The sequence below is a fragment of the Alloalcanivorax dieselolei B5 genome (assembly GCF_000300005.1).
Classification (GTDB): domain Bacteria; phylum Pseudomonadota; class Gammaproteobacteria; order Pseudomonadales; family Alcanivoracaceae; genus Alloalcanivorax; species Alloalcanivorax dieselolei.
Genome location: NC_018691.1, coordinates 1,603,063 through 1,615,591, shown reverse-complemented (window position 1 = coordinate 1,615,591; position 12,529 = coordinate 1,603,063). Strand labels below are relative to the sequence as shown.

11 protein-coding genes are annotated in these 12,529 nt (G+C 62.0%); 4 read left to right on the top strand and 7 right to left on the bottom strand.

From position 1 onward, the window contains the following. Window position 1: 1 nt before the first annotated feature. On the bottom strand, window positions 2–439 hold the full coding sequence (locus B5T_RS07395) for a hypothetical protein (RefSeq protein ID WP_014993865.1): 438 nt from the start codon (window positions 437–439) through the stop codon (window positions 2–4). 227 nt (window positions 440–666) lie between these two features. Beyond that, complete coding sequence (locus tag B5T_RS07390) at window positions 667–1,119, bottom strand: SRPBCC family protein (RefSeq protein ID WP_014993864.1); 453 nt, start codon at window positions 1,117–1,119, stop codon at window positions 667–669. A 215-nt stretch (window positions 1,120–1,334) separates the two neighbouring features. Here B5T_RS07390 and B5T_RS07385 point away from each other — a divergent pair, with 215 nt between their 5' ends. Next, entirely contained in the window at window positions 1,335–2,033 is a 699-nt protein-coding gene (locus tag B5T_RS07385) for a pirin family protein (RefSeq protein ID WP_014993863.1), read from the top strand. Between the two features lie 146 nt (window positions 2,034–2,179). Here the strand turns inward: B5T_RS07385 and B5T_RS07380 are convergent, their stop codons facing one another. After that, entirely contained in the window at window positions 2,180–3,769 is a 1,590-nt protein-coding gene (locus B5T_RS07380) for an ABC-F family ATPase (protein WP_014993862.1), read from the bottom strand. Window positions 3,770–4,056: 287 nt separating this feature from the next. Between B5T_RS07380 and B5T_RS07375 the strand changes: the two genes are divergently transcribed. Beyond that, window positions 4,057–4,542, top strand: a complete 486-nt coding sequence (locus tag B5T_RS07375) for a hypothetical protein (RefSeq protein WP_014993861.1) — start codon at window positions 4,057–4,059, stop codon at window positions 4,540–4,542. On the opposite strand, the gene B5T_RS07370 is transcribed toward B5T_RS07375, so the two are convergent. From B5T_RS07370 to B5T_RS07355, 4 genes are all read right to left on the bottom strand, one after another. Then, complete coding sequence (locus tag B5T_RS07370) at window positions 4,528–5,880, bottom strand: PepSY-associated TM helix domain-containing protein (protein WP_014993860.1); 1,353 nt, start codon at window positions 5,878–5,880, stop codon at window positions 4,528–4,530. The two genes, B5T_RS07375 and B5T_RS07370, sit on opposite strands and share 15 nt — an antisense overlap. Further along, window positions 5,880–8,048, bottom strand: a complete 2,169-nt coding sequence (locus B5T_RS07365) for a TonB-dependent receptor (RefSeq protein WP_014993859.1) — start codon at window positions 8,046–8,048, stop codon at window positions 5,880–5,882. Before B5T_RS07365 ends, B5T_RS07370 begins: the two co-directional genes overlap by 1 nt. A 105-nt stretch (window positions 8,049–8,153) precedes the next feature. After that, window positions 8,154–9,299 (bottom strand): CaiB/BaiF CoA transferase family protein, encoded by a 1,146-nt coding sequence (locus B5T_RS07360; protein WP_014993858.1) that lies wholly within the window; start codon window positions 9,297–9,299, stop codon window positions 8,154–8,156. Then, window positions 9,296–10,108, bottom strand: a complete 813-nt coding sequence (locus tag B5T_RS07355) for a citryl-CoA lyase (protein WP_041716931.1) — start codon at window positions 10,106–10,108, stop codon at window positions 9,296–9,298. The genes B5T_RS07360 and B5T_RS07355 overlap by 4 nt, the downstream gene beginning before the upstream one ends. A gap of 138 nt (window positions 10,109–10,246) precedes the next feature. On the opposite strand from B5T_RS07355, the gene B5T_RS07350 reads away from it, so the two are divergent. After that, window positions 10,247–11,149 carry a LysR substrate-binding domain-containing protein gene (locus B5T_RS07350; RefSeq protein ID WP_014993856.1) on the top strand — a complete coding sequence of 301 codons (903 nt, stop codon included), beginning with the start codon at window positions 10,247–10,249 and terminating at the stop codon, window positions 11,147–11,149. Window positions 11,150–11,381: 232 nt separating this feature from the next. After that, window positions 11,382–12,503 (top strand): porin, encoded by a 1,122-nt coding sequence (locus B5T_RS07345; RefSeq protein WP_148279222.1) that lies wholly within the window; start codon window positions 11,382–11,384, stop codon window positions 12,501–12,503. Window positions 12,504–12,529: the final 26 nt, after the last annotated feature.

Here is a 12,529-nt window from a genome sequence, read left to right as displayed (position 1 = left end):
CTCAAACCATTTTTCGAGTGAACACAAGCCGCATCCACACCGCCAGCCCCAACCCCCAGGCGCCGTTGACGATCAGGCCGCCCACCACCGTGTTGGCGCTGACGTCCAGGCCTTTCAGGGGAAACACCACCAACATGGCCACCAGGGTGGGGCCGATGGCGCCGGCGATCAGGGCGCCAAGCCAATGACGCAGGCCCTGCCAGCGGCGGATCAGCCACCATATCGGAGGCCCCCAAACACCACCCCAGAACGCCAGGGACAGGACTTTGGGAATGCCGAACGGCGGCACCGGGCTCATATTCCAGGGCGCCGCCGGGATCAGGCCGGCCAGCCAGAACAAGGCGACGATGCCCTGATGGAACAACAACGTGGCGATGAAGCCGCCGATGAAGGCCTGCAGCCATTCTTTTGCGTTGGGTGGGAGCTGTGCGTCGGGCATGGGGCCTCCTGTGAGCGGGCGCTTCACGAACGCTACCACATCCGGTGGGAGGGCGGGCATGGGGGGGTGTTCGGGGCTGAGTTACGGCGGGGCTGGTTGGTATGAAGCTGTGGGAGCCAGCCCTGCTGGCGAATCAGGGCTCTCAGGAGAGAAAAATTCGCCAGCAGGGCTGGCTCCTACAGGGGGAAACAGATAGACGGTACATTGACGGAGGGCGGAGTTCGGGCTTACCCCTCGTCCGGGATTTCCGGGTCCACCAGTTGCGCCAGTTGGATCAGGGATTCCTGCCAGCCCTGGTAGCAGAATTCCAGCGGGATGGCTTCGGGGACGCCTTCCTGGGTGATGTGCACTTCGGTGCCGCACAGCACTTGCTTGAGGGTGACGGTGACCTGCATTTGCCCGGGCAGGTTGGGATCCTCGAACTGGTCGGTGTAGCGGATCAGTTCATTGGGTTTGAGTTCCACGAAGCGGCCGCCGAAGGCGTGGCTCTTGCCGGTGGTGAAGTTGGTGAAGGTCATGCGGTAGCCGCCACCCTCGCGGGCGTCCATGTCGTAAACCTTACCGGTGAAGCCATGGGGCGGCAGCCATTTGACCATGGCGTCCGGGTCGATGAAGGCGCGGTAGACGCGGTCGGGGGTGCCGCGCAGGACGCGGTGCAGACGAACAGTGTTGCCGGACATGGGTGTTCTCCTTTTTTGATCTCTGAATGCCGGTTAGTCGGCTGCCGGCCGGCCATTTCGACACTGGCCGCACGCCGGAGCAAACCATCGAATAATCCGATTCAATGTCGTCACTTTTCTCTGTTTTTCATCAGTCCGTCCGATTCTAAAGTGATGCCATCGAACGGTCAGGCACCGATGCCTGGGCCCTAGTAGGAGAACATAAGGAAGACATTATGATCAGACTGCGACCCTTTAATGAACTGGGCGGTGCCCGGCACGGCTGGCTGGATACCAAGCACCATTTTTCCTTCGCCAACTATTATGATCCGGAGCGTCTGCACTGGGGCGAACTGCGGGTGTGGAACGATGACACCATCGCCCCGCAGACCGGCTTCCCGCCGCATTCGCACCGGGACATGGAGATCATTACCTACGTCCGCGAAGGCGCGATTACCCACCAGGACAGCCTGGGCAACAAGGGCCGCACCGAGGCCGGCGATGTGCAGGTGATGTCCGCGGGCACCGGGATCACCCACAGCGAGTACAACCTGGAGGAGACCGAGACACGCATCTTCCAGATCTGGATCATCCCGAACGCCACGGGCCTGCCGCCCACCTGGGGCAGCAAGCCGTTTCCCAAGGGTGACCGGGCCGGCGGGTTCGTGATCCTGGCCAGCGGTGATCCGGCGGCAGACGGAGCGCTGCCGATCCAGGCCGACGCCCGGGTGGTGGCGGCGACGCTGAATGACGGTCAGGAGGCGGTCTACGAGCTGGCGCCGGGGCGCAAGGCCTATCTGGTGCCGGCCAAGGGCCGGGTGCGCGTCAACGGTGTGTTGGCGGAAGCCGGGGATGGTCTCGCCATCGACGACGAAACCCGGCTGACGGTCAGCGCCGAGGCGGACAGCGAGGTGGTGCTGGTGGATGTGGTTTGAGGGCGCTGTCGCCAGCCCACTGGTCTTGGAGATACCAAGTAACTCGCTATTCGCTGCTTAAGCAGCTTCCCACAGCGGCTACGTAGTCCGGTCTGTGGGAAGCTGCCTTGGCAGCGAATGAGGTACCTGCGCATTGCATGGCTGGATCAGACCACGCCCTGGCTGCGCAGGTAGTCCTCGTAGTTGCCGTGGAAGTCGACGATGCCGGTGGGCGTCAGTTCGATGATGCGGGTGGCCAGGGAGGAGACGAACTCGCGGTCGTGGCTGACGAACAGCAAGGTGCCGGGGTAGTTTTCCAGCGCCAGGTTGAGCGACTCGATGGACTCCATGTCCAGGTGGTTGGTGGGTTCGTCGAGCAGCAGGATGTTGGGCCGTTGCAGCATGATCTTGCCGAACAGCATGCGGCCCTGCTCGCCACCGGAAATCACGTCCACGGTTTTGTTGATCTCGCTGGAGGAGAACAGCAGCCGGCCCAGGGTGCCGCGAATCACCTGCTCGTCGTCGCTGGGTTTGCCCCATTGGGCCATCCAGTCGAACAGGTTCAGTTTTTCCTCGAAGTCGGCGGCGTGATCCTGGGCGTAATAGCCCAGGGTGGCGTTTTCCGACCATTTCACTTCGCCGGCGCTGGGTTCCAGGTCGCCGACCAGGCAGCGCAGCAAGGTGGATTTACCGACGCCGTTGGGGCCGATAATGGCGATGCGTTCGCCCACTTCCACACGCAGATCCAGTCCGGAGAACAATTCCTCGTCGAAGCTTTTCGCCAGGCTCTTCACTTCCAGCGCGTTGCGGAACAGCTTTTTCTCCTGCTCGAACACGATGTACGGGTTCTGACGGCTGGAGGGTTTGATCTCCTCCAGTTTGATCTTGTCGATCTGTTTGGCCCGCGAGGTCGCCTGCTTGGATTTGGAGGCGTTGGCGGAGAAGCGGCTGACGAACTGCTGCAGGTCGGCGATCTGCGCCTTCTTCTTGGCGTTGTCCGCGCGCTTGCGTTCCAGCGCCTGGGTGGCGGCGGTCATGTACTCGTCGTAGTTGCCCGGGTAGACACGCAGCTCACCGTAGTCCAGGTCCGCCATGTGCGTGCACACGCTGTTGAGGAAGTGGCGGTCGTGGGAAATGATGATCATGGTGCACTGGCGCTGGTTGAGCACGTCTTCCAGCCAGCGGATGGTGTTGATGTCCAGGTTGTTGGTGGGCTCGTCCAGCAACATGATGTCCGGGTCGGAGAACAATACCTGGGCCAGCAGCACGCGCAGTTTCCAGCCCGGCGCCACTTCGCTCATGGGGCCGAAATGCTGCTCCACCGGAATACCGACACCGAGCAGCAGGTCGCCGGCGCGGGACTCGGCGGTGTAGCCGTCCAGCTCGGCGAATTCCGCTTCCAGTTCACCGGCGCGGATGCCGTCCTCTTCGCTCATCTCGTCTTTCGAGTAGATGGCGTCGCGCTCCTCCTTGACCTTCCACAGTTCCTCGTGGCCCATGATCACCGTGTCCACCACCGAGTACTGCTCGTAGGCGAACTGGTCCTGGCGCAGCTTGCCGATGCGCTCGTTGGGGTCCTTGGACACATTGCCGGCGGACGGCTCCAGATCACGGCCGAGGATCTTCATGAAGGTGGACTTGCCGGAGCCGTTGGCGCCGATCAGTCCATAGCGGTTGCCGTCACCAAATTTGACGGAGACGTTCTCAAACAGCGGCTTGGCACCAAACTGCATGGTGATATTGGCGGTGGTCAGCAAGGTCGGATTCCGGATCGAAGAGCGAATGGAGAGGAAAGAGAAAAGCGGCGTGGATTATGGCACAGCGGCCGGCCCGGGTCACACTGCCAGGGGTTTTATTCGCTGCCAAGGCAGCTTCCCACAGCGGCTCCGCAGCCACCCTCCGTGGGAAGCTGCCTTGGCAGCGAATCGTGGCGCAGCAATGATCCACGAACCGCGACGTCCGTGGACAATCTTTCCCGGCCCTTATAAGTTGCCCCCGTGTTTAGACGGAAGCCAGGACACCCGGCCAGGGGAGCAGCGCCACGATGAACATCTATTACCGCGAGGAACGCCTGTGCGGCGGCTTGTCCGGGAACGGAGAAAAACAGGACTGGATCGACCGGCTGCTGGAACGGCCACGGCAGGCCAGGACCAGGGAAGCGTTTCCCCTGGACGACATCAACCGCGTGCTCCACAACCACCACAACTCCTTCGGCTGCTCGGTGAAGGCGCCCATGGGCAACATCATGTGGCGTAGCGAGGCATTGCATTACACCCTGCCCTGCGATGTAGAGGCCTACATTCCACGACACATATCCTTCACCGACGGGCAGCGCGATTTCTATCTGGTGGTGATCGGCGATGCCTGTGAACTTCGTGTCTGGCCGGACAGCCGCCTATGGGAACGGCAGGAGGCGCACTGGTTTTCGCATCAGCCGGTGACGGACTATCGGGACTTCAAGGCGCTCAAGGTCGCTTTCGACGCCCTGCTGGTCCACGTCCGCAAGGAGGACCGGTTAGCCGGCCACTGACCGGCGCCGCGCCATCATCCCTTTCTCCAATGCCAGCACCAGCAACAGGCTGAGTCCCGCCAGCGGCAACAGCGCCAGCAGCGTCAGCGTGATCGCCAGCCAATAGCGTTTGCGGATCGGCGGCGAGTCCGGCGCGCCGAGGCCACCGGCCGGCCGCCGGCGCCACCACATCACCACGCCGGTGATCACCAGCGCGACAATGGCGACGCAGGTGAGCAACATGACGATCTGATTGGCGCGGCCGAAGTAGTTGCCCATGTGCAGCGCCACGCCCAGTTCCACCGCCTTGGCGATGGCGCCGTAATCGTCGAAGCCCACGTTCACCAGCAACCGGTGGCCGCCGCTGTCCACGTGCAGGGTACGCTGGCCCTGGGGGCGGTCCGGGTAGGTATAGGCGCTGTAGGGTTCCCCCGCGTCAGAGGGAATCGACAGCCGATAGCCGTAAGGCAACCCCTGCCCGGCAAGAATGTCATGGACACGGTTGATCGCCACCGCCGAAGTATCCAGCTTACCACCGTGCTCGCCGTGATGATGGTGGCCATGCGGCAGCGGCGCTTGTTGCAGCGCCCAGGGCGCGTCACCCAGCGTATCCACCATGGTTTTAACAGGCTCGGCGGATGCTTCGCCGCCGCCGTGATGGCGCAGCTGCGGCGGGTAACCCAGCCCCAGGGCGTTGCTCACCGGGCTCAGCACGCGGTCGCCCCAGAACGACGCCCAGGGCAGACCGGTGATGATCAGGAACACGATCATCACCGCCGTGTACACGCCCACCAGCCGGTGAATTTCCCGCCAGCGTTTGCGGCCCCGGGTGCGCCGGTCAAACGTAAACGACCTGCTCCGGCGTCCGCGCGGCCACCACAAATACAGCCCGGTGATCACCAGTACCAACGCCCAACTGGCGGCCAGTTCTACCAGCGCGTCACCGCCGCGCCCCAATAGCAACGAGCCGTGCATGACATCGGCGAAGCCCGCCAAAGTGCGGGCATAAATGACGTCACCCAGAATCGTCCCGTCCCCCGGATCAACGAACACACGCAGCGGCTCGCCCTGCTCCGGCGTCACGAACACCATGGCGGTGCGGCCGGGGTTCACCGGCATGTCGATACGGGTGACGGTGTCACGCGGATAAGCCTCGCGCACCGCCGCCACCAGATCGCCGGCGGGCAGCACGGCGTCGCCGCTGGGGGCGAAACGCAGTTGCGGATAAATCAGGTCGTTGAGTTCATCGTTGAACAGATAAAGGGCGCCGGTGATCGCCAGGATCAGCAGAAACGGGGCCGTGAACAGCCCCGCGTAGAAGTGCCAGCGCCACACCGTGGCGTACCCGTTGCGCGCCATCAGAAGCGGCCGGTCCAGCCCAGTTCCACGGTGCGCGGTTCACCGATATACACCTGGGTGGGGCTGTAGCCGGACCACTCGGCGTAGAACTCGTCGGTGAGGTTGCGCCCGCGCAGGGTCAGGGTGCCGCCGGCCAGCGGGTAGCCGACCCAGGCGTCCAGCAAAGTGCGGCTGGCCACCCGGTATTGGTTGGCGGTGCCGGTGAAGAAGTCGCCGGTGTAGCGTACCGCGCCGCCGACGGTGACCGGCAACGGAGCGAAGGTGTAGGCGCTGCTCAGATTCCAGGTTTTCTCCGGCACGTTGGTGAGCCGGTTGCCGGATTGGTCGGCGCCGCTGCTGCTGGTCATGCGGGTGTACTCGGCGTCGTTGAAGGCACCGTTCAGGTTCAGCCACCAGCGCGGGTGCGGGCGCAGGGTCAGATCCACTTCCACGCCCTTGGATTCCAGGCTGCCGCCCTGGATCGAGAGGCCGGCATTGTTGGGGTCACGGGTGATGATGTCGTCCTGACGAATGCGGTACACCGAGGTCATCAGCGTCAAACGGTTATCCCACAACTGGCCGCGGACCCCGGCTTCCATGGAGCGGCCGGTGGTCAGATCGAAACGGGCATTGGTGGCGTTGCTCAGCAACAGCCCGCCCACCGGAGCCGAGGCCCGGTTGTACTGCAGGAACACCTGCGTGGTGTTGGTCAGGTCGTAAACAGTGCCAAGCCGCCAGGACAGATCCTCGAAGGTCTGGCCGAAAGTCTCGCGGCTGCCGGCGTCGAGATCATCGATGCCCCGGTCCAGATCCAGGTACTCGTAGCGCAAACCCGCCACCATCAGCCAGCGCGGCGTCAGGTTGAGAGCGTCCTCCACAAACAGGGCGCGGCCGGAGACAGTGCTGTCGTAGTCAACCCGGGAAGAGGTGTAGTTCGCCGGCGAGTTGGGCGGCAGATAGCCCCGGTCCGGGTTGAACGGGTCCACCGCCGTGGTGGTGCCGAAGCGGCGGCGGGTGTCGAAGTCGGTGTACTGGTATTCCACGCCGGCGGTGAAGCGATGGCGACGCTCGCCCCAGTAACCGTCATAGGCGGCGTAGGCCCGCTCGGAGGCGAAGCGGTGATGGTGGTTGATGCGGGTGGTGCCACGATCCATCAGTCCCGTGCCATCGTTATAGGTGAAATCCTCGGAATTGGCCCAGTCGCGGTTGGCGTTGTACAGGCCCAATTCGTTGACCAGCCGCCAGTCGGGCGTCAGTTCATAGTCCACCTTGGTGCGCAGCCACTGGCTGTCGGCGGTCATGGCACCGTCACGAACGTTGTAGTTGTTGTCGCGGATCGATTCGTCCAGTACCAGATCACCGCCGGACACCACGTCACTGGGATCCCGTGCCACCGAGGCCGGCAGCAACGGCGCACCCTGATAAGGGGTGGTGTAACGGTCCTGGTAGACATCGAAGGCGGCGCTGAGGGTGAGCCGTTCGGTGGCCTGGAACAACAGGCTGGTGGTCAGGGCGTTGGTGCGGGACGAGGTGTCGTCGATGTAGCCGTTGCTCTCGCCGTGGCTGAGATCGGCGCGCAACGCCAACCGGTCGCTCACCATTTTGTTGCCGCCGACACCCAGACGCACGGTGTCATTGCTGCCATAGGAAATCATCCCTTCGCGGCTGTCCCCTGCCAGGCTGGCCTTGCGCGGCACCAGATTGATGCTGCCGGCGAGGGCGCCAGTGCCGTGCAGCACCGAGGCGGGCCCTTTGAGAATCTCCGCCCGCTCCAGGTTCCAGGTGTCCAGGTTGCGCGCCACCATGCCCGGATCCGCCACCCGCACGCCATCGAACAGATAACCCACGTCGGTGAGGCCGCGCATCACGGCGGTGGCCGGCGAACCGGGAATGTTGCCGGCACTGACGCCCGGCGCGCTGCGATACAACTCGATCAGGTTGCGCAGGCCCTGTTGTTCGATGTCCTCGCGGTCCACGCGGTTAACGGTGGCCGGAACCTCCCGGGGTTCCAGGCTCAGCCGTCCGGCGGTGGTGGTCGGCCGGGGCTGGGCCTCGATGTCCGCGCCCACTTCCACCGACTCCAATACATGGGGCTGCTGCTGAGACCAGGCCGCTCCCGGCCACAGGGCCGCGCAGAACAAACAACCGGACAGGGCATAACGTGGAAAGACGGGGAACGGCAGCGACAAGAAAACCTCCAGGCGAACGCGGACACTTTGGCACGCAAGCCTAGCGGTACGGGGGCAGAAGGGAATGTGGCATATTGTCGCGGCCGCCCTGCCAGCCGAGTGGTCTTATTCCAGCAGGCGAGTCTGGACCAAGGAGCGCAACGCTTCATTGTAATCCCCCAACTCCGGCGGAGCGCTTACTGTCAGCGGCGGCTGATGATCGAAACTCACTGGTGAGCGCACCGTGCGCCATTCACCGCCAGCGGGGTGGGGGGCGCTCACTTCCAGTTTCAGGTGACGCGCCTGAGGGTCCCTCAACGCCTCACTGCTGTCGTACATGGGCGCATAGGGCACATCTTCCTCTTCCAGGCGTCGACACCAAGCCTCCCTATCCCGCTGTTTGAAACGCGCCCCAAGCAAGTCGATGAGCAGTTGCTGATTATCGATTCGCTTCTCCCGGCTGCAGAAACGGTCATCGCGTAACAGATCCGGCTGATCGATGGCGTTGGCCAGGCCCTGCCAGAATTTCTCCGGTGACGACATGTGCAGCGCAATCCATTTGCCATCGCCGCACTCCAGCACATAGGACTGGGACACGCTTGGCCGGCTGTACGGTGTCATTACCTCACCCTCGGCGAAGTAATGGGTGAAGGCGTCCAGATTGAAATGGCACATGGCCTCCAGCATGGACACATCCACCGCCCGACCGCGGCCGGTGCGATGGCGCTCATGGAGCGCGCCGAGAATGCCGTAGGCCGCATAGAAACCGGTCAATGCATCGGCCATGGCCGGGCCGACCACCCGAGGGTTCTCCGGATTGATCAGCAATCCCAGGAAACCGCTGGCGGCCTGGGCTACGGTGTCATAGGCCGGGCGACCGGCGGCGGGCCCGTCCTGGCCAAAGCCACTGATGGAACAATAGATCAGCTTCGGGTTGATTTCGCGTAGTCGCTCCTCGCCGGCACCCAAGCGCTCAGCGGTGCCAGGGCGGAAATTTTGGATATAAACGTCCGCGTCGACGATCAGGCGGTCGAACAACGCCAGATCCTCCGGCTCCCTGGTATCGAGTGTGACGCTGCGTTTGTTTCGGTTGTAGGTCTGGAAATGGGGGCTATAAAGGCCGCCTTTGAAAGCCCGGAACGGGTCACCGCTGCCGGGCTTCTCCACCTTGATCACCTCCGCGCCGAGGTCGGCCAGCAACATGCCCGCATTCGGACCTGTGATAAACGTACCCTGCTCAATCACCCGAACGCCTTCGAGAACCTTGATCATGACCGTTGCTCCCGAAAGCCGGCGGGGACTTCCCCCTGATACTCCACATTCCGGGCGGCCTGATAAGACAGGGCGAATCCAATGGAATGGTTCATCTCTTCAAACAAATGGGCGATCAAGCCGGCGCTACGCGCCAGGATCGGCACGCCGCGCAGGGCCTTAAGAGGAAAATCCGCGCCCAGCAGCACCGCCGGAATCGCCGCCGACACGTTCAGGCGCAGGTCTTTGCCCATCACAGCCGGAATCACCCGCTCCACCGCTTCGGCGATGTCCACATAACGCTGCCCAGCACCGGCTTCCCTCGAGGTCTTGAACAACGCTTCCACGCGCGGGTCGCGAGCCTTGTGCAGCGGGTGTCCATAACCGGGGATGGCGCGTTTGGCAGTACGGTACTCCGCTACCACCACGTGAGCCGCGCGGTCCAGTTCCTCGCTCTGCTCCTGAGTGCGCCGTTCGATAGCGTCGAACAGTTCACCGGCCTGCTGGGCCGCCCCCAAGATCACCGATCCGCAGCCAAGCAAACCAGCCGCCACCGCGCCTTGAACTGCCTCCGGGGCCGCTGCATAGGTCATACGCGCCGCCTGCACACTGGGCACCAGGCCGTGCTCGGCGATGGCCACCAGGGTGGCATCCAGCACCGCCCGGGCAGCCGGCGTCGCCTGGTGACCGGTGAGTAGCAGATAAAAATAATCGGTGAAGGACAGTTTGCCGATGGCGTCCTGACAAAGGTCCAGGCCGCGCACCACGATGGTGTCCTGGTTCGAAGTACAAATGGCGGTTCTTGGAACCGTTTCCTTACCAATCTTCATTATTCTCATCCAGTCGATCAATGAATCACCGCCTCGCGGCGGCGCCGCTTTCAATAAAGCCTAGAACCGGGCTATAGTGGTTAAAAGTGATAAATATCCATGAAAATGATCGATAGCATCACTAAATAGAGACATCCTATGGAACTGCGACATTTGCGCTACTTCGCCACTCTGGCGGAAACCCTCAACTTCACTCGTGCTGCGGAGAAGTGCCACGTCACGCAGTCAACCTTGTCCCATCAAATCAAGCAGCTGGAAACCGAACTAGACACTCCCTTGTTCGAGCGAATTGGTAAACGGGTGGTAATCACCGAGGCCGGCGACACCTTTTTGAGCCGCATCATGCCAGCCCTGCAGCAGATCGACGGCGCCGTCAGCACGCTCCACCAGCCCACCGATGCGGTGCAGGGCGAAGTGCGCGTGGCGGTGATTCAGAGCTTCAACACCCGGCTGGTGCCGGCCTGCATCTCCGCCTTCCTGGACCGCTACCCGGCCCTGCGCATCAAAGTGGAGGAGTTGCCCCAACACCGCATCGTCGAACGGCTCAAATCCGGCGACCTGGATCTCGGCATCGCCTACCGGCCGCCGGACGATCACGACCTATGGTTCGAACCTTTGTATAACGAGGAAATGGTTCTGGTGGTCGCGAACTGGCACCCTTTTGCGACCCGCAAGCGCGTGCGAATGGTCGAGCTGAATAACCTGCCTATGACCCTATTCCCACGCCAATACTCCACGCGACAGCTTATTGACGAACACTTCCGTTCCGCCAACGCTCAACCTCAGGTGGTGGTGGAACTGGACTCCATCGGCGCCATGATCCAGCTGGTCCGAAAATCAGAATTGGCCGGTATCGTCGGCGAGATCGCCATCGCCGATTCTGAAGGCGTCAGCGTGGTGCCCCTGGAGAACCCCACACCGATCCGCACCCCGGGGCTGCTGTGGATGCGCGGCGCCGCCGCCCCGACCACAAGTCAGGCGTTCGCGAAACAGATCCGCCGGGTTCTCAAGGGCGCCAAACCGCGTGACGGCGCGTCCTAAGTACGCCACCATCGCCTCTCCCGTCATGCACAACTCCGCATTCCCCGCCGATGAGCGTGGAGCCGGATATCCAGCCAATCATCGCCCCCATCGCTGATAACAATTCAAAAAAATCATTTTTGTCGATAGCCCCCCCAACCTAGCATGCGGCTTCAGACGCTTCCTAATAAGGATCGCGTGTCAAGAAAATAAAAACTCTCCGTATAAGCAAAAAAAGTAACAAGGGGTTTCCATGATTAGAAAGTTCGCTATTGCGACAGTGCTCGGTGCTTCACTGGCATGCCCTCCACTAAAAGCGGAGGGCTTATCAATATACGGTGCTATCAATCTTACCTTGGAGCACGTTGGTGCCACTCCGGATATTAAGGACCAGTTCAAGATCAGTGACTCCTACTCCTGGGTCGCCCTGCGTTCCGACCATAAAATCAACGATGACCTCAGCGTGTATGCCGTTGCGCAGACGATGTTCGACAGCTCCGGGAGTACTGAACCGTCTTCGATCAACAACGGCTTTTGCGAGGACCAATGCCACATTGGCCTGAAAAGTCGCCGCTACGGCGCTCTTAGAGCCGGCTACTTTCAGGTACACAACCCGACGGGCATTCTTAAATGGGATGGGGCGGCGGTTTATATGGGCATGAGCACGCTGATGTTGCCGCTCGTGTACGGCAATGGACAGACTTTCTCTTCGTCAGCAGGCGGGCGTGTTCGAAACGTTGTTGAATACAGCACCCCGACTTGGAAAGGACTGAACACCTCTTACTTTTTCGCGCGCCCAAACGAAGAGCTCACCACCTCCGGCAACGCCGGCCGACTCTACGGCGGCACGCTTACCTATACCCATGGGAACTGGTTTACTCTGTACTCTCACCTGCGCACGGAGGACAGCAGCTCAATCTCCGCCGTGGATGACTTTCGGATTCGTGGTAACCGGTTCGTGCTGAGCTATTCGCCCAAGCAGGGGCTGAACGCGGCCATCGTGGTGGACCGGCAGACCACCGACGATCCCAACTACGCCAATGGCATGACGCGAACCACCTTCGGCATCCCGGTCTGGTATCGCAATGGCAAGCATGTTTTCGCCGGCACCTACGCCAAGGCATCCGGAGTCTCGGGAATCGACGATTCCGGTGCTCAGTTCAGCATGGTGGGCTATTCATACTTCCTGACCCGATCCACCAATCTGTATATCAGCTATTCGAAGATCTACAACGAAGAAAACGCGAAATACGACTTTCAAACACACGCCCAGGTGGGTGGCCTGCAGGGACCGCCGAGCTTTATTTCCAACCTGCCGACCGGCGCGGACCCACGCGCCTTCCAGATCGGTATAAGACACAGCTTTCTTCTCTAAGCTCAACGCCTGAAAAAAGGAGCTCA